The 16,474-nt window shown below is 51.1% G+C and carries 17 protein-coding genes; 1 reads left to right on the top strand and 16 read right to left on the bottom strand.

The genetic code is table 11. The annotated features are described in order from the left end of the window. Nucleotides 1–30 precede the first annotated feature (30 nt). From ACLJRE_RS12555 to rbsK, 15 genes are all read right to left on the bottom strand, one after another. A complete protein-coding gene (locus ACLJRE_RS12555) occupies nucleotides 31–300 on the bottom strand; it encodes an HPr family phosphocarrier protein (protein WP_000621024.1) in 270 nt (89 codons plus the stop codon). Between the two features lie 9 nt (nucleotides 301–309). Next, the gene (locus ACLJRE_RS12550; RefSeq protein ID WP_001131798.1) at nucleotides 310–1,170 is read right to left on the bottom strand and encodes a class II aldolase; all 861 of its coding nucleotides are present in this window, start codon (nucleotides 1,168–1,170) and stop codon (nucleotides 310–312) included. A 62-nt stretch (nucleotides 1,171–1,232) separates the two neighbouring features. Beyond that, on the bottom strand, nucleotides 1,233–2,717 hold the full coding sequence (locus ACLJRE_RS12545; RefSeq protein ID WP_001113551.1) for an FGGY-family carbohydrate kinase: 1,485 nt from the start codon (nucleotides 2,715–2,717) through the stop codon (nucleotides 1,233–1,235). Continuing rightward, on the bottom strand, nucleotides 2,710–4,068 hold the full coding sequence (locus ACLJRE_RS12540; RefSeq protein ID WP_000997827.1) for a PTS galactitol transporter subunit IIC: 1,359 nt from the start codon (nucleotides 4,066–4,068) through the stop codon (nucleotides 2,710–2,712). The genes ACLJRE_RS12545 and ACLJRE_RS12540 overlap by 8 nt, the downstream gene beginning before the upstream one ends. A gap of 75 nt (nucleotides 4,069–4,143) precedes the next feature. Then, nucleotides 4,144–4,431 carry a PTS sugar transporter subunit IIB gene (locus ACLJRE_RS12535; RefSeq protein WP_000041396.1) on the bottom strand — a complete coding sequence of 96 codons (288 nt, stop codon included), beginning with the start codon at nucleotides 4,429–4,431 and terminating at the stop codon, nucleotides 4,144–4,146. Continuing rightward, on the bottom strand, nucleotides 4,428–4,901 hold the full coding sequence (locus tag ACLJRE_RS12530) for a PTS sugar transporter subunit IIA (RefSeq protein ID WP_001152237.1): 474 nt from the start codon (nucleotides 4,899–4,901) through the stop codon (nucleotides 4,428–4,430). Before ACLJRE_RS12530 ends, ACLJRE_RS12535 begins: the two co-directional genes overlap by 4 nt. A 17-nt stretch (nucleotides 4,902–4,918) precedes the next feature. Continuing rightward, on the bottom strand, nucleotides 4,919–5,662 hold the full coding sequence (locus tag ACLJRE_RS12525; RefSeq protein WP_000854957.1) for a GntR family transcriptional regulator: 744 nt from the start codon (nucleotides 5,660–5,662) through the stop codon (nucleotides 4,919–4,921). Between the two features lie 352 nt (nucleotides 5,663–6,014). Then, nucleotides 6,015–6,467: a DUF1198 domain-containing protein gene (locus tag ACLJRE_RS12520; protein ID WP_001519640.1), complete on the bottom strand. Its 453-nt coding sequence runs from the start codon at nucleotides 6,465–6,467 to the stop codon at nucleotides 6,015–6,017. A 192-nt stretch (nucleotides 6,468–6,659) separates the two neighbouring features. After that, nucleotides 6,660–8,051: a hexose-6-phosphate:phosphate antiporter gene (uhpT, locus tag ACLJRE_RS12515; RefSeq protein WP_023212120.1), complete on the bottom strand. Its 1,392-nt coding sequence runs from the start codon at nucleotides 8,049–8,051 to the stop codon at nucleotides 6,660–6,662. Between the two features lie 142 nt (nucleotides 8,052–8,193). Then, nucleotides 8,194–9,522, bottom strand: a complete 1,329-nt coding sequence (locus ACLJRE_RS12510) for an MFS transporter (RefSeq protein WP_000948165.1) — start codon at nucleotides 9,520–9,522, stop codon at nucleotides 8,194–8,196. A 9-nt stretch (nucleotides 9,523–9,531) separates the two neighbouring features. After that, nucleotides 9,532–11,034 carry a signal transduction histidine-protein kinase/phosphatase UhpB gene (gene uhpB, locus ACLJRE_RS12505; protein WP_001091258.1) on the bottom strand — a complete coding sequence of 501 codons (1,503 nt, stop codon included), beginning with the start codon at nucleotides 11,032–11,034 and terminating at the stop codon, nucleotides 9,532–9,534. Continuing rightward, nucleotides 11,034–11,624 (bottom strand): transcriptional regulator UhpA, encoded by a 591-nt coding sequence (uhpA, locus tag ACLJRE_RS12500; protein ID WP_000633672.1) that lies wholly within the window; start codon nucleotides 11,622–11,624, stop codon nucleotides 11,034–11,036. The genes uhpB and uhpA overlap by 1 nt, the downstream gene beginning before the upstream one ends. Before the next feature lie 153 nt (nucleotides 11,625–11,777). Continuing rightward, on the bottom strand, nucleotides 11,778–12,791 hold the full coding sequence (locus ACLJRE_RS12495; RefSeq protein WP_023212119.1) for an aldose 1-epimerase family protein: 1,014 nt from the start codon (nucleotides 12,789–12,791) through the stop codon (nucleotides 11,778–11,780). Nucleotides 12,792–12,802: 11 nt separating this feature from the next. Beyond that, nucleotides 12,803–14,119, bottom strand: a complete 1,317-nt coding sequence (gene fucP, locus ACLJRE_RS12490; protein ID WP_000998359.1) for an L-fucose:H+ symporter permease — start codon at nucleotides 14,117–14,119, stop codon at nucleotides 12,803–12,805. A 30-nt stretch (nucleotides 14,120–14,149) separates the two neighbouring features. Beyond that, nucleotides 14,150–15,070 carry a ribokinase gene (gene rbsK, locus ACLJRE_RS12485; protein WP_000350272.1) on the bottom strand — a complete coding sequence of 307 codons (921 nt, stop codon included), beginning with the start codon at nucleotides 15,068–15,070 and terminating at the stop codon, nucleotides 14,150–14,152. A gap of 324 nt (nucleotides 15,071–15,394) precedes the next feature. Between rbsK and ACLJRE_RS12480 the strand changes: the two genes are divergently transcribed. Further along, nucleotides 15,395–16,180 (top strand): DeoR family transcriptional regulator, encoded by a 786-nt coding sequence (locus ACLJRE_RS12480; RefSeq protein WP_000448642.1) that lies wholly within the window; start codon nucleotides 15,395–15,397, stop codon nucleotides 16,178–16,180. A 1-nt stretch (nucleotide 16,181) separates the two neighbouring features. Here ACLJRE_RS12480 and ilvN read toward each other — a convergent pair whose 3' ends face one another. Further along, complete coding sequence (gene ilvN / locus ACLJRE_RS12475; RefSeq protein WP_001171826.1) at nucleotides 16,182–16,472, bottom strand: acetolactate synthase small subunit; 291 nt, start codon at nucleotides 16,470–16,472, stop codon at nucleotides 16,182–16,184. Nucleotides 16,473–16,474: the final 2 nt, after the last annotated feature.

The raw sequence follows: 16,474 nt of genomic DNA, 5'->3' as shown, positions 1-16,474 counted from the left end.
AACTTCCTGCGCTGTTTGACGGGAATTGCACTATACTGACTCACCAAAGCCATCAGCAAATGCAGATTTTAATTCATCCATAAAAGCCAGTTCATCCTGTCCATCACAAATTAAATCAATCATTGTGTTTCCCTTTACGCCAGCCCCCAAAATACTCATCATTCCTTTAATGGGAATTTCTTTGTCATTATTAACTAGCGTTAATGAAGACTGGTATTTTTTGACAATTTTCGCAAGCGTAGCGGCTGGCCGCGCATGAAGCCCCGTACTGTTCATAACGAGTACTTTTTGTCTAATCATATATTTTCCTTAAGAGACTTTGCGGAATGCTGAGTGATTTTTATTCATCATCTTAATTTTAGAATAAACATCATCCTCAACTGCCTGTTTTGCGTTCGCCATGACACGCGCCAGATTAGCCTCGTTGTTATTATTTACCCAAGCCTTACCGACAGTAGTAATAAAGGCTTTACGCAAATCACTCGCAATATTCACTTTGGCTACTTTGTAATTAACAAAGCTGCGAAGAATATCCGCGTCAATACCAGAACCTCCATGAATAACCAAAGGGACCGGACTGACAGACGCGATGCGTTGTAATAGCGGGATATCAATGCGTGGGATATCTTCAAGACCATGTACATTACCAATTGACACTGCCAGCATGTCGCACCCTGTCTCCTCAACAAAGCGCTGAACCTTCTCAGGTTCAGTTTTGCAGTCAGCCTCGCTGACATGATCATCTTCCTTACCCAGAATAGCGCCTAATTCCGCTTCGACGGGAACACCAAATGATTTACAGAAATCGACGGCTTCTCGGGTAAATGCAATATTTTCTTCGAACGGTAGCGCCGCGCCATCAATCATTACTGAGGTAAATCCGGCCCGGACAGCCTGCTTAACATCTTCCAGAGTTTTCCCATGATCCAGATGCAGGCTGACAGGAATATCCATTTTATCGGCATGTCGCTTAACTATTTCATAAATGTAATCGTAACCTGAAAGCTGTGCATTAGTAGGAGCAATTTGAATAAAATTGGGCAATCCGGAACGTTCTATTGCATTAAGAATGGAAATTGTTGTCTCCAGGTTCGTTGTATTAAATGCACCCGCAAGGACATGTTTTTCCTGAATACAATTTAGCAGGATCCTACCATTGACTAAAGGCATATTAACTCCAGATATTTATGTGAGCAGTGTAAGTAAATTATCGAACTATTGATTTATCACAGTTATTCACCAATAAGCGCCCCTTCTTGCCGCAGTTTAAATTGGTAAAATGACAGCCATTGCTGCTGATATATTTTCAACTTTGCAGAACGAACCGCGTCAGGAAAATATCGCTCAGCCACAGGAACAGTCGGGGGGACAACATTCGGACAGGCTATCAACAATGCTCCAAGGGAGACGGTTTCATCAAAAGCAATGGCCTCAATTGGACACTGGAGGATGTCAGCCTTCAACTGGAGCCAGTATGGGTTTTTCACCGCAGGGCCAATGACTTTTACTGTCCTGCCCGCCGGGATATTAAAGCACCCGTGACAGTGTGCAAACTCCATCGCCAGGCCAATAAAGACACTCTCAAGCAGAGACTCCGGAGGAAGTGAATCCGTCAGACCAAAAAGCAGGCCACGGGTGTGCCGATTTTTATTTGGCGAACCCGAGCCCCGCAAATGAGGAATAAATACCGGCACATGCTCGACAGACCAGGAAGGTTTGAGGTATTGCTCCATGGCTTTTTCCAGGCCTGTGCTTATTTCCTTATCAGTTAAACGAAAGGTTTTTTTCACCCATTCAAGCGCATAACCGCCGACAGGCAGAGAAGCGAAAAGCGTGAAAAATTCACCATCGGAGTAACAACCATTTGCCAGCTTATCCCTGCGAGCCTGCACATCAAGCGTTGGTTGTGTATTCAGCAGTAAAATACCCTCTGTCGTGCCGGTAGAATTCAGCACATCGCCCGGTTGCAGCTGTAATGCGCGGGCACCGACCATATGATCGTGCCCGGCCAGGGTAACTTTTACCTCATGAGAGAAGCCCAATTCCTCTCTAAGCGTTGCCGTCACCCATCCGGCCACTTCACCTGGCTTTATCAACGGAGCCAGTACACCGAACGGTATGCCGAGAATCCCGGCAGCATTACGAGACCAGGTACGGCGAGCAATGTCCAGACACAACGTTCTACTGGCCAGGGATATTTCCGTCTTTTTCGCACCTGTCATTCGCCACAACAACACTTCTGGTGCATGTAACCAGCAGATATCTTTTCTTTCATGCAAGGAGTAGTTATCAAGCAACCATCTCATTTTAAATGCTGAGTAATTACTGTGAGGTGGCAATCCCGTTATAGAATACAGTTCTTCAGCCTCTGCCTTGCTTAATGACGAGAGATAAGATTCACCACGTCGATCATACCAGGCCAGCATCGGGGTAAGAATGACGCCCTCCTTATCCACAAAGACACCAGACTCACCGAAACTCGCAATACTGATATTTTTTACCGGAAACGGTACTGAAGCCACCAGTTCAGCCATTACCAGTCGCAGTGCCTGCCACAGCGCTTCGATATCGAAATCTACCTCGCCTTTGTCCGACGATATTATTGGCGTCGGAAACTTGCGGACTTCCAGAACTGACACGTCATGACAGGAATAACAGCTGACTTTGCAGTTAGTTGTGCCAATGTCAATGACAAGCGCTGCGTGGTAATCAGGCATAGACCGTTCCTTTTGTCAGGCGAAAAACACCATAAATAATCAGCGCAAGCACAGGAATCAGCCCGATAGCAATAATATTTCCGTTGAATATTTCAAGCAGCCAGAAACGGAAGGGGTTACCGCCATCAAGGAAGCTTGATACCTGACCACTTGACCCCTCAGCCATTTTGAAATTGACATCCTTAGCCATACTGGTAATAAATGGCGCAATTTTGGTCGCAATCCACAAGTCGGCGACAATAACAGGAATTGCGGTTATCACAGCCCGGAAAATATTGCCACGACATGCCAGTACAATCATGGAAGCCATGACTGCCAGGTTCGCAAGGTCTCCGAGTGGCAGGACTTTATTGCCAGGAAGAAGGAATGCAATAAAGACAGAGATGGGTGTCAGAATCAGTGCTGTAGATATAATGGCTGGGTTACCTACTGCTACCGCGATATCCAGTCCGATAAAGAGATCATCACGGCCAGGATATTTGGCATTCAAATATTTCTTAATGGCTTCAGACAGAGGTAATAAACCTTCCATCAAAATTCGTACCATACGCGGAAGAATGAACATGACACCGCCAATGCTGATCCCCAGCAATAGGATATGTTTAAAGTCATACCCGGCAATGATGCCCAACAAGACCCCCAGAATAGTCCCCACCATCATAGGCTCACCGAAGATTCCCATTTTTTTCTGAACGTTTTCCGGATCAATATGAATACGGTTAACGCCAGGGATTTTGTCGATAATTTTGTCGAACAGCAATCCAATCGGAAAGAAGACGACAGATGACAGGGTCGGAAGTGAAATACCTTCCAGACCGAAGTACTTTGCCACTAATGGCGCAGACCAGTCCGCCAGTTTGAGAACCACGATCGCGGCAATAGCGGCTGCGGACAGACCCAAAACAAAACTCCCTGTGCTGTAGTAAACCAGCGTTCCAGCCAGGGCAAAGTGCCAGTAGTTCCACATGTCGACATCAACAGTACGTGTCTTATTCAGGGCCAGCATGGCGACATTAATCAGCATCGTCAGCGGAATGACAAAGGGTGCGATTGGTGAGCCCCAGGTAATTGCGGCCAATGGTGGCCAGCCTAAATCGACAACAGGAAGGCTAATACCAGTTCGCTCAACCATTGCCTGTGCAGCCGGGCCTACGTTGCTGGTAAGTATGTCAAAGATGGCATAAATTCCGACAAACCCTATTCCGACAATTAACGATGAGCGAAGTGCTTTAGCGGGTTTTACTTTGAAGAACAATGCCAGGAAAAAAAGGACCAGCGGCAATAAAACCGTTGGGCCAAATCCCAGGACATATTGCACAACGGTATAGAGAGTATGTGCTATATCATTCATATCCGACCTCTTATTCAGATGTGACCAGACCTCGCGTTAGCGCCTGGGTAATTTATCTGTTTTTTATTTATGAAATCAGGCTTGGCCTTTAAGGATTGAAACTATTTTTTCAAGAACTTTATCTTCACCTACTCCGGTAATGATTGGCAGACCACTAACAACCGGAATATCCAGTTCATAAGGAACTTTCGTTGTTGATACAACCAAAGCTGCACCATCGGTATTGTTTGGCAATGAGGCTACATTAGTTTGTGAATAATTAACATCAAGCCCATTGTCTTTACAATATTCCATTACTTTTTCTGCCACAGCCGTGGAAGTAGCAACACCCGTTGCGCAAACAAATAGTATCATTTTACTCATACTTCACCTCTTTCAGATATGCGTGTGTAAATTGACTGATAAATTTCATCATCATTCATGACCAGTAACTGCTGCATAAAATCCTCATCCTGGATCACATCCATAATCCAACCCAGTACGTTGAGCTGCTTATTGCTTTCACCTAAAGCAAGCATAAACACCACCCTGACAGGTACGGGATCTGGTTCCCCGCCCATATCTTCGAAATTGACGGGTTCTGCCAGTATTCCAACGCTAATGGCGTTTTGGCGAACATACCTGTGATCAGTATGTGGAATAGCGACACCTACAGGCTCAACCGGTAGACCCGTTGGAAAATTCTGTTCTCGCGTAATGACGTGATCGGCAAAATCAGATACAACCATACCATCGTTAATTAACGGACTGGCAAGAGCCTTGATTATGTCATTCTGACTCACCTCTTTAGGGAGGTGGCGAACATAATGACGGCGAAAATGAATATCCTGCATAGATTCCTCTTTGCTAGTTAGGCATCCAGGCGCTGTAAAATAGTGCCAAGATAATATTTATTACCTTTTAACCAGACGTTACCAAAATCAATGGCCAATCCACTAGAGAAAAATACCAACTGTTCCAAATGCAAAACAGGTGCGTCTTCACCAATATCAAGATAATGGCCTCGCTCATTACCAATTAATTTGGCTGCGTAACGGCTTTCAGAAAAACTTATTTTCTTATCAGATAATCTTTCTATTGCTGAAAATAAATTCTCCCTGGTAAAATCTACATCAATAATACCGGGGCAGAGATCAATGTTGATACGATTTTCAATCAACATGACTTTTTCATCGCCAATACAACGAAGGCGTTTAAGAAATAAAACATCTTGTCCCGGTTTGATACTCAGTTTCTCTGCTACAAAGCGGTTAGCGGGTTCCAGTCGGGAGGTTATGACGCTGGTTGTGAAGTTTATCTTCTGGCTGGCTAAGGCTTCAGCAAAGGAGAGCAAACCTTCACCCAGTGGGTAAGCAACATTTTCCTTCTTTACGAAAGTTCCTTTACCCTGCACTTGCACAAGAACACCTTCCCGGACAAGTTGGTCAACCGCTTTTTTAACGGTACCGCGACTCACCTCCAGCATATCCATGATTTGAAACTCTGAAGGTATCCGGTCATCCTCAACTAATTCTCCGCTATAAATACTTTCCCTTATCCACTCCACAACCTGTTGATACAGTGGGATGTGTGAACTTTTACTCAATGTTTTCATGGGGCGCGCCTAAACATTTAGAGTTGTCTATAGACAATCATGTACAACTTCGAGTTTATGATAAGAAATTTTGAGACAGGAGGTATGGCAAGGAGTCACAGTTTTAGTGTTCAAAACAAGATCACATTTCCGTGATATATGTCACGGAAATGATGAGCTATAAGTCTCTGATGTTTTGGCGTCGTTAGCGATTATTCGGTGCGTTACTTCTGTGGTTCACCCTTAGCAAATACGATGGCGGCTACGCTTTATTTGGCTAACGATGAATCGCGCCATCCGGCCGTTAATCGTGGCTCGCCGCCCCTGCCAGCCTCATTCATCTCGTCTTTTGTTAACGAGATAGTGAAGAGTATCAATGCAGCCAGTGGACACCCTCTTCCGGCTGAAAAAAGGCGTTATAGCGCAGTTGAAACGCGTTGATCTCCTGCATATCAGGTTCCATTTCGCGCAAAAAACCCAGCGCCAGCCGTACCTGTGTATCGGTGATCGGCGCAGCTAAACGCGCTTTTTGCAGCAACCGATGCCACCGCTGCAAATTCTGATCGCCGCCATCGACAATCACCATTTGCCAGATCAGTAACACCTGAGCAGCATTTTGCAAATGCGACTCATCAGGGCGATGCAGATACTGTAAAAACTCACCGCCCGCCGTTTTACCCATCTGATCAATCATCGATTCTATCGGCACTACATCAATATTCAGACGTTCGCTCAGGCGGCGAATCGCCCGGCGAGTATCCGATGTCAGCACCCGAAAACCCACAATAAACACCACCACAAACGTGGCCAGAATCAACCAAATCATGCGCACATCCGTCACCAAACAGGATGCCCATCATAACGGTAAATTTATAACTGTCGACGTTCTGGCCTGTCAGGATGTGATTTATTAACGCCTGTCTTCATTTACGCCAGACGCCGGATGTCCTGTCTGACGAACGCAAGGCATAAAAAAGCCCGGCGTTAAGCCGGGCAAAACGTTACCAAATGCACACATTTAAGCGATATTGACTTGCTGAATTTTTTTCTCACGGCGGATTTTGCGCTCTTCCATCACGGCGACCATCGCCATCAGGCAGATACAGCCGATCGCGGCGGCGTCCAGCGCGGCGAAGGTGCCCGCCCAGCCGGTCAGACCAAAAACGGGGGTACCGTCGGCAATCATGCCCAGACCCAGCTTGGCAAAGCTATCGCCGATAAGATAAGCGAAGGTTCCCTTGATACCGTCCGCAGCGCCGATGGCTTTTTTCGGTACGAAACCGACTGCCGCCACGCCAATTAATAGCTGCGGCCCAAACACCAGGAAACCGAGCGCGAACAGCGAGGCCAGATAGACATACTGGTTGCTGGCGTGCTGGTAGACGCCGAGGGTGGCGATGATTAACGCCAGCGCCACACAGGCTACCAGCGCACGACGACCGTTCGCCAGGTCAGAGAGCCAGCCCCACAGCAACGTGCCGACCAGCGCGCCCACTTCGAACAGGGTAAAGCCCTGAATCGCCACCTCTTTAGAAAGTTTCAGTTCCTGGAAGGCGTAGACGGTTGACCACTGGTCGATACCAATACGCACCACATACAGGAAGATATTGGAGAAGCACAGCAGCCAGATCACTTTGTTTTTCAATACATATTCAACAAAGATCTGCCACTTGGTCATTTCGTTTTCTTCAGTATCTTTATCCTCTTCGCTGATCTCTTCGCCGAACAGTTCTTCAGCTTTACCCAGACCGTAAGACTCCGGGGAGTCGCTGCCAAAACGCAGACCGATAAAGCCAACAATCAGCGCGATAATCGACGGGAAGATAAACATGCCGATGACGTGACCGTCGAACAGGTAGTTGGCGCCGAACAGCGCCACGCCTGCCGCGCCCGCGCCGCCGAGGTTGTGGGAGATATTCCAGAAGCCGAGAAAGGTGCCGCGTTTACGACGCGGAGTCCATTTGGTGATGGTCGAGTAGCTGCACGATCCGCCGGTACTCTGGAAGAAACCGCTCAGGGCATAGAAAGCGATCATCAGAAACAGACTGGTTGACCCCGCGCCCATACTGGCGCTGAAGCCGAGCATACAGATAGCGGAGAGGATCAACATAAACGGTAGAAACTGCTTGGTATTTTTACCGTCAGCGTAGTAGGAAACCAGCGTTTTCCCCACGCCGTAGGTGATCGAAAAGCCCAGGCCAATCATCCCCAGCTCGGTCATGCTCAACCCGTAGGTAGAGATCATGTCGTTCTGCGCGATGTTAAAGTTTTTGCGGATCAGGTACATGGTCAGGTAGCCGATAAAAACCACCAGATAGGACTGCATGAACGGCTTGAACCACATTTTACGCCGCACATCGAGCGGCAGATCCAGGGTCGGCTTGCGCACCTGGTTTAAGAAGGCCAGCATGGATTACTCCTGAGCTAATTTTTATACCTGCGAATGGCAGGCATTGTAAAAATCCACAGGAAAAGTGGCCTGCGACAGCGTCCAGGCAAAACCGGGAAAATTTCTTAGTTTTGCCCCATTCAGCGCAAAAAGGTGAGGTGCATCACGCTTCGCTGGTCTCGCGTGGGGCCTGGGCGTTCAGAAATGGCAGCAGCAATAGCGCGGAGATCCCCGCCGCGATGGCGATGACCGCAAAAAAACCGGTCCAGTGCCAGATCTCCAGCACTTTCGCTAACGGCCAGCCGGAAAGCGACGCGCCGAGATAGGCGAACAGGCCGACAAAGCCGGTGGCCGCGCCCGCCGCCTCTTTATGCGAGCACTCCGCCGCCGCCATGCCAATGAGCATCTGCGGGCCGAAGACAAAGAAACCGGTGGTGAAGAAACAGGCCGCCTGCATGACGTAGCTGGCGAACGGCATCAGCCACAGCGAACCCACAGAGAGCAGAATCCCGGCAGCGAAGATTAAATTCATCGGTCCGCGGTTACCGTTGAAGAGTTTGTCCGAGCCCCAGCCCGCCACCAGCGCGCCGATAAATCCACCCAGTTCAAACATCGATACTGCCGTGTTGGCCGTGACCAAATCCACGCCCAGCGTCTCGGACATATACAGGTTGCCCCAGTCATTGATCGCCGCGCGCACCACGTACACTAAGACGTAACACAGCGAAAGCAGCCAGATATAGGGATTCAACAGCACATATTTAGCGAGGATTTCTTTGCGGCTTAGCCCTGCGCCCTCTTGCTGTTGGGCTACCTCCAGCGCATCGTGCCGCCAGTCGCCTACCGGCGGTAAACCAATCGCCTGCGGACGGTCGCGCAGCCGCCAGCAGAGGACCATGCCCACCCCGATGGCAAGCAATCCGGCCACCATCATTCCGACGCGCCAGCCATAATGCAGGGCGACAGCGGCCATAACGAGAGGGATCAGCGCCCCGCCGACATTATGCGCGGTGTTCCATAACGCCCACCAGCCGCCGCGCTCGGTACGCGAGTACCAGGCAGTCAGCAAACGGGCGCAAACCGGCGATCCAAACCCCTGGAAAAAGGCGTTCAGCGCCCATAGCAGCGCAAAGGCCCACAGCGAGGTCGAGAAGCCGAACAGAATATTCACTATGCCGGTCGCAATCAGCCCGATACCCATAAAATAGCGAGCGTTAGAGCGATCGCTAACGATGCCGGAGACAAATTTCGACACCCCGTAGGTGATGTAAAACAGCGTCGCCAGCAGGCCGATATCGCTGCGGGTCAGAATGCCGCTGGCAAGGATTTCCGGCGCGGCGGCGTTAAAGCTTTTACGGGTGAAATAGAACAGCGCATAACCCAACCAAATGGTGATCAGGATGTGCCGCCGCCAGTAGCGATAGCGGGCGTCAACCTCGTGCTTATCGGTGATGAGCGGCGCGTTGGCCGGGGCTTTTAAAAACGAAAGCATTATCCTTCCTTAAACGTAACGCTGGGGCAACGAGACGCTCACCCGCGTACCGTGGGTACAAGAGATGGTTAGCGTCCCGCCGAGCGCCGACACGCGTTCGCGCATTCCGGTCAGGCCGAAGCCCTGCTGCTGAGAGCCCGGCGGCAGGCCGCTGCCGTCATCCTCAATCACCAACATCAGCCGCTCATCCTGCTGCCAGCCCTGGAGCGTCACCGCGCTGGCATTGGCATGTTTTACGATGTTATTCAGCCCTTCCTGACAGACGCGAAACAGCGTCACGCGCTGACTTTCACTCAGCGCCGTTTCGTCAATTCGCCAGTCGAGGTGACTGACAATACCGCGGCTTTCCAGCTCCATTTCGCGCAGCAGCGAACGGATGGCCTGCGCCAGCGTTAAGTCGTCTAGCTGGCGCGGGCGCAAGCGCCCCAGCAGGCGACGCACGGCGTCATACACGCCCAGCGAAAGCTGCTCGATAAGTTGCCCGCTCTGCTTCACGCCGCCGTTATCCGCCGCCAGTCGTTGCACAATGCCCGCCTGGGTACGAATCGCGGTGATGGTCTGCCCGATGTCATCGTGCAGCTCACGCGCAACATCGCGCCGCACGCTCTCTTCGGTCTCCAGAAGACGCTCCGCCAGCCGATGGTTGCGCGCCAGCTCCTTTTGCAACGACTGGTTCAGCTCGCGCAGACGCTGAATGCCCGCGCCAAGCAGTAACCCGGTCAGGCTTTGCGCCAACAGCGAAAGTAATAAATCGACGGGATGATCGTGCCAGGTCTGGCTGGCGATCAGCGCGATAGCGTTCATCAGTGTGGCAATGAGCGCGCCCTGCCAGCCATAATGCCAGGCGAGCGCGATAATCGGCAACGCCAGGCAGAACGGCGTAAAGCGCGAAAGTTCAGCAGGTAACCCCAGTTGCAGCCACAGACTGACGATAAACAGCAGCAGATACCAGATCAGATGCCGCCCGCGCCAGTTTACCGGCTGCGATACCAGCGATGGTCCCAGCGGCAGCCAGGTAGTGCTGGTGAGATAGTGCCAGAAAACCAGGCAGATGGGGGCCAGCGTCAGCCCCCCCGTGAGGGTCAGCAGTAGCGCGTTCCATGCCGCTTCCCCCTGCCCCAGCCAGGGCAGGGATTGCAGTAGCGCCGCGGCGGTGAGGGCCGCGCCCTGAAGCAATAACGTGCGCCAGTCGCGCTGATGGCGGTAACGCGAAGTCAGCGCCACGGGCAGTAGCGTCAACACACCACCGATCATCAAAAGCGGCAGATGGGCCAGCGCAACTTCCTGCGCCAACCAGTACACCAGCAGCCACTCCGCGCCCAGCAATACTGGCCAGTATCCACGCGGGCATTGCAGCATAAGTCCCAGGCGCAGGCCGAAGGGAAAGAGCAGCGCCGCCAGCTCCGGGCGCTCTACCAGATGCAGGCTGATGCTCCACAGGCAGAACCACGCGGCGGAGAAAATAAAAAAGCAGGCAACAACGGTGATTAAACGGGAAAAAAAGGTGTTCATTACCAACCATCAAACATGCGATGCGCCAGTTCAACGTCATTGCTGACGCCTAATTTTTCCAGCAGATTCGCGCGATGGACATGCACCGTTTTTGGCGACAGCCCCAGCTCGGCGGCAATCTCTTTTACCGCCATACCCTGGGCGAGTTTTTCCGCCACCTGACGCTCGCGTTTGGTCAGCGGATCTTGCCGACCCGCCGCCAGTTTCACGGCAATATCGGGGGTCAAATAGCAGCCGCCTGTCGCCACCGTATGCACCGCGGCGATCAGTTCATCCGGACTACAGCGTTTAGAGAGAAAACCGCGCGCGCCAGCGTTCAACGCCTGTTCCACCAGCGCCGGGCTATCGTGAACCGAGAGCATGATCGTCGCCATCCCTTTTGGCAGTTGGCTTAGCAGCTCCAGTCCGGAAATATCCGGCATTGAGATATCGCAGATACACACCTGTACGCCGCGCCCCGGCAAGCCTGCCAACGCTTCGCGCCCGGAACCAAATTCGGCGACCACCTGCAAATCAGGTTCCAGCCCCAGTAGCTGTGCAAAGCCGGAGCGGACGATAAGATGGTCGTCGATAAGGGCAACGGTGATCATGGGTTCATCCTGGCGCTAAGACATGCCTGATGGCGCTGCGCTTATCAGGCCTACGGGCAGGTGCCGTTGTAGGCCGGATAAGGCATTAATGCCGCCATCCGGCAAAAGCACTTACCTTAACGATAAGTGCCTGGGTGTTCAAGCCTTGAGCGGTCAGACAATGCCTGTCGTGACGGTGAACGTCCGGGTTTGCTGCGGTTCCAGTTGAAGCAAGGTTCCATTTCGCTGCGCCGCGAGAAAACCTTCAGGCCGACAGGTCGCGGGCAGGGCAAAGGCGGCAACCTGCTGATCGCCGTTATAAAGAATCCAGCGGGTCACGTAATTCAGCTCCGCGCTGGCGAAACGTGTCACGAACGTGGTGCCATCCGGGGCGATCATACTGAATTCCGGGGTATCCGTGTATCTGTCCAGTTCATCGGCGAAGAACACGATTTCCGGGTCGTAAAAGCCAGACGCGTTGAGCGTTGCCAGCGAGGCTTCACCCTGCAAAAGCCGTTGATTAAACGCCAGCCACTGCGCCGTGGGTTTGACATGCGCCGGCACCGACTCGCGTAGCGTCAGCGCGGTATCCGGGATATTCTGGCGGAACGTGGCGTTCGGCACATAGGCATAGTTCATGTGGCACATGTACTGTAGCGGCATGGCGACTGAAGCTAGGTTAGTCACTGTCATCTGAATATCAAACAGCGCGCTTGCTTTACGCATTACCACCGTAGGTTGCGCCTGATAATGATGACCGAACCCCATCACATACTCGTAGCGCCCGGTCACGCGCAGACTGTCGCCCTCTAACTCCAGCCAGGCGTCGTCCATGGCAGCGCAGGGCATCTCGCCGTGCAGCGGATGTATATCTTCCGGCGACGGGCAGCCATTCGCCAATAGTCCGGAATGGAAAGCAAAGCAACCATACGTTGCCACCACTTCCGCAGCTGGCTTCGGCTGGCGGAACATGTTGCGCATAGTCAGATCATGACCGTCAAACTGCGCGTCCCAAATCATCTGCCCCATCCAGGGCAGAATCACCAGATGACCGCGGCTGTTTTGTATTTTCAATCCTTCCACGCCGCTGGCGTAACGAAACGCCGTAACCGTAAAATCGTCATTTTCCAGCAAGATACGCGGCTGCTCGTTAAAAAGCTCCCGCCATAATGTAATACGTGTTGTCATGGTTGATCTCCTCAGGACGCGGCGACTTCAGCCAGGTTGCCGCGCACTTTGCTTTCGCGCCAGAAGTAAACGCCAACGTAAACAAAGCACAGCATGGAAACCAGGAATGAGAGCTGTAGCGAGTGGAACATGTCCGCCACATAACCCTGAATCGCAGGAACCACCGCCGCGCCGACAATCGCCATCACGATCACCGCCCCCGCCATTTCGGTATGCTCGTTATCGACGGTATCGAGCGTTCCGGCATAAATGGTCGCCCAGCAGGGGCCAAACAGAACACTGACCAGCACCGCCACGTATACCGCGCTAAAGCTGGGCGCCAGCGCCACGTAGGCCAGGAACAGCGCGCCGATCACAGAGTAAAGGATCAGGACTTTTTCCGGGTTGAAGCGTGTCATCAGAATGTTGGCGATAAACTTGCCGATAAAAAAGCAGGCGAAGCTGTAGACCATAAAGGTTGAGGCATCGCGCTCATTGATATCGCCTAACTCCAGCGCCAGACGGATAGTGAACGACCAGACCGCCACCTGCATTCCCACATACAGGAACTGCGCCACAATACCGCGACGGAAACGGGCATTGCTGGCGAGATAGCGTAACGTATCCAGCGCCGAGGGGCGTTTATGACTCGCGGTTTGCGCGACTTTACAGGTCGGGAAACGCGTCAGCAGGAACAGTACCATCACCACTACCAGAACCATAATCATGTACTTATAGGGTTCCAGAGTGTTTTCCAGCATCAGCACCTTGAAGTTGTGGACTTGCTCGGCATTCATGCCCGCCATCTGTTTTTCCAGGCTTTCCCCTTCGGAAAAGACCAGATATTTACCCAATAAAATGCCTGCCGCCGCGCCGATCGGATAAAAGGTCTGGCTGATATTCAGCCGCAGCGTGGCGTAGGCTTTCGGCCCGATCATCGAACTGTAGGTGTTCGCCGCCGTTTCCAGGAAACTCAGGCCAATCGCAATGGCGAAAATCGCCGCGAGGAACATAGTGTAGGTCGCCATGTGCGACGCCGGGAAAAAGAGCGTACAGCCGACAATGTATAGCGTCAGGCCGATAAGTATCGCCACTTTATAACTGGTTTTTTTAATGACCAGCGAGGCCGGAATAGCAATTAAAAAATAACCGCCATAAAAGGCGCTTTGTACTAATGCCGAAGCAAAGTTGCTCAGCGAAAATACACTTTTAAATTGCGTGATCAGAATATCATTTAACGCGGCTGCGCATCCCCATAATGGGAATAAACAGGATAACAAAATAAACTGGAACAGAGGTGTCTTATTCAGATACCCGTCGGGCATCTGAACGATGTTTTTATCGTTCATAGTGCTACCTTTAACAGTGCAGGGTGATTGTTATTCGTTCAACGAAAGATACTCATTAAATTGCTCAATGCTTGGATAAGAGGATTGGGTGCCTTTCCCGGTGACGCTGAAAGCGGCAAAGAGGACGGCTTTTTTCATGGCGGCTTCCACATCCCCGCTCTGGACATAGTAATGCGCAAAACAGCCGATAAAGGCATCGCCCGCGCCGCTGGTATCGACAGCGTTCACTCTAAACGCCGGAACATGGACTTCCTGGTCACGCGTCATCCACAGCGCGCCTTTCTCACCCATGGTGACGATAATATTGTTCAGCCCTTTATCCACCAGCGAACGTGCCGCTGCGCGAATATGGTCATAGGTATCCACTGGCATACCGGTTAATATTTCCAGCTCGGTTTCATTGGGTACAAAGAAATCGCATTTACAGGCATAAGACATATCTAATTCCCGTAATGCTGGCGCAGGGTTTAATAACACTTCAATCCCGTGTTTCTTGCCAAATTCTATTGCGTGATAAACCGTTTCAAGCTGAACTTCCAGTTGCAGAACAATAAGCTGGCATTTTTTTAAATCTTCCGCTGCGCGATCGATATCTTCCGGCGAGAGAAACTTGTTAGCGCCTTTGATGATCAGGATGCTGTTGCTGGAGTTGGCGTTGACGAAAATCGGCGCTACGCCGCTGCTGGTACACGGTACTTTTTCTACATACGTCGTATTGATCCCCCAGGATTCGAGATTACGAATGGTGTTGTCGGCAAAAATATCGTCGCCCACTTTGGTCAACATCAATACTTTTGAATTGAGCTTAGCGGCCGCCACGGCCTGGTTCGCCCCTTTTCCGCCGCAGCCGATTTTAAACGCCGGCGCTTCCAGAGTTTCCCCTTCTTTGGGCATCTGGTTGGTGTAAGTGATAAGGTCCACCATGTTAGAGCCAATAACCGCGATATCCATTTTACTCCCTCTCAGAAATCGTCACACGACAATGATATTAAAGTAACATTATCATGTTACTTCCGTATCATTTGTGACTATGATCGCGATTAGAGGATCATTTTGCCATTTACTTCGTGAACAATCCCTGGCGGAACATACGCGCATCAAATCATTTTTAGGGTTACAATTTACTGAAAATTAACTATTTATTGTTATAAAACGCGAATAAACCCACTTTTATTTCCTGACAGCCAGACGTATAGTAGTGCCACACTGTAATGTTCTCAGAAACACATAAATGTTACTGATGGAACATAACAACATGATTTGCGGAGAGGGTGAATGGAGACCAAGCAAAAAGAACGTATCCGACGCTTGATGGAGTTACTGAAAAAGACCGATCGAATCCATCTGAAAGACGCCGCGCGGATGCTGGAAGTTTCGGTGATGACCATTCGCCGCGATCTCAGCCAGGATGATGACCCTTTACCGCTGACGCTGCTCGGCGGCTATATCGTCATGGTAAATAAGCCTACGTCTTCAACCAATATGCCGCTGCCGGCGAAAAAGACGCATCATCGGGACGACCTTCCCGTTGCGATCCTGGCCGCCGGCCTGGTGCGTGAAAACGATCTGGTTTTTTTTGATAACGGTCCGGAAATGCCATTAGTTATCAGCATGATACCGGATGATATTACCTTTACCGGGATTTGCTACTCGCATCGGGTATTTATCGCGCTGAATGAAAAGCCTAATGCCACGGCGATTCTGTGCGGCGGCACCTATCGGGCCAAGAGCGATGCCTTTTATGATGCCAATAATCCTTCGGCGCTGGATTCGCTCAATCCGCGCAAAGTGTTTATTTCCGCCAGCGGCGTACATGAACATTTTGGCGTGAGCTGGTTTAACCCGGATGATCTTGCCGCCAAACGTAAAGCGATGGAGCGCGGTCTGCGCAAAATTTTGCTGGCGCGTCACGCCCTGTTTGATGAGGTCGCGCCTGCCAGCATTGGTCCGCTTTCTGCCTTTGATGTCCTGATTAGCGATCGCCCATTACCGACAGATTATGCCGTTCACTGTCGGAATGGTTCCGTCAAAGTCATCACGCCTGATTCGGAAAGTGAATAACTTACTCAAAAAAGACGGCAATTTTATTGAACATGGTGGGATCGGACTGGTTTCGTACCACCTTCGCCACGTCTTCCAGTTTATCGATCTGACTGATCATCTGTTCAAGCCGCTGATCGTCATTGACCAGAAGCCAGATGCGGCTCTGATCGCTACCCTGAATCGGTAAACAGAGAATACCCTCAACGTTGAAAGCGCGTCGGGCGAACAGCCCGCAGACGTGGGTCATCACGCCAGGATGGTTGCGAACGGTCAGCTCCAGAATAACGTTATCATGTGATTGTTTCTGCATGG

Origin of the sequence: Salmonella sp. SAL04157, from assembly GCF_046551635.1 — a bacterium.
GTDB lineage: Bacteria > Pseudomonadota > Gammaproteobacteria > Enterobacterales > Enterobacteriaceae > Salmonella > Salmonella enterica.
Note: the sequence above shows the minus strand (reverse complement) of the source record. Positions and strands in the feature narration are given on the sequence as shown.

What these genes read in the sequence shown, in the direction of transcription:
- uhpB (WP_001091258.1), bottom strand. Translation starts at nt 11,034, where the DNA reads ATGAACACCTTTTTTTCCCGTTTAATCACCGTTGTTGCCTGCTTTTTT.
- ACLJRE_RS12555 (WP_000621024.1), bottom strand. Translation starts at nt 300, where the DNA reads ATGATTAGACAAAAAGTACTCGTTATGAACAGTACGGGGCTTCATGCG.
- ACLJRE_RS12540 (WP_000997827.1), bottom strand. Translation starts at nt 4,068, where the DNA reads ATGAATGATATAGCACATACTCTCTATACCGTTGTGCAATATGTCCTG.
- ACLJRE_RS12545 (WP_001113551.1), bottom strand. Translation starts at nt 2,717, where the DNA reads ATGCCTGATTACCACGCAGCGCTTGTCATTGACATTGGCACAACTAAC.
- ACLJRE_RS12510 (WP_000948165.1), bottom strand. Translation starts at nt 9,522, where the DNA reads ATGCTTTCGTTTTTAAAAGCCCCGGCCAACGCGCCGCTCATCACCGAT.
- rbsK (WP_000350272.1), bottom strand. Translation starts at nt 15,070, where the DNA reads ATGGATATCGCGGTTATTGGCTCTAACATGGTGGACCTTATCACTTAC.
- ACLJRE_RS12525 (WP_000854957.1), bottom strand. Translation starts at nt 5,662, where the DNA reads ATGAAAACATTGAGTAAAAGTTCACACATCCCACTGTATCAACAGGTT.
- ACLJRE_RS12495 (WP_023212119.1), bottom strand. Translation starts at nt 12,791, where the DNA reads ATGACAACACGTATTACATTATGGCGGGAGCTTTTTAACGAGCAGCCG.
- uhpT (WP_023212120.1), bottom strand. Translation starts at nt 8,051, where the DNA reads ATGCTGGCCTTCTTAAACCAGGTGCGCAAGCCGACCCTGGATCTGCCG.
- ACLJRE_RS12535 (WP_000041396.1), bottom strand. Translation starts at nt 4,431, where the DNA reads ATGAGTAAAATGATACTATTTGTTTGCGCAACGGGTGTTGCTACTTCC.
- uhpA (WP_000633672.1), bottom strand. Translation starts at nt 11,624, where the DNA reads ATGATCACCGTTGCCCTTATCGACGACCATCTTATCGTCCGCTCCGGC.
- fucP (WP_000998359.1), bottom strand. Translation starts at nt 14,119, where the DNA reads ATGAACGATAAAAACATCGTTCAGATGCCCGACGGGTATCTGAATAAG.
- ACLJRE_RS12480 (WP_000448642.1), top strand. Translation starts at nt 15,395, where the DNA reads ATGGAGACCAAGCAAAAAGAACGTATCCGACGCTTGATGGAGTTACTG.
- ilvN (WP_001171826.1), bottom strand. Translation starts at nt 16,472, where the DNA reads ATGCAGAAACAATCACATGATAACGTTATTCTGGAGCTGACCGTTCGC.
- ACLJRE_RS12520 (WP_001519640.1), bottom strand. Translation starts at nt 6,467, where the DNA reads ATGATTTGGTTGATTCTGGCCACGTTTGTGGTGGTGTTTATTGTGGGT.
- ACLJRE_RS12550 (WP_001131798.1), bottom strand. Translation starts at nt 1,170, where the DNA reads ATGCCTTTAGTCAATGGTAGGATCCTGCTAAATTGTATTCAGGAAAAA.
- ACLJRE_RS12530 (WP_001152237.1), bottom strand. Translation starts at nt 4,901, where the DNA reads ATGCAGGATATTCATTTTCGCCGTCATTATGTTCGCCACCTCCCTAAA.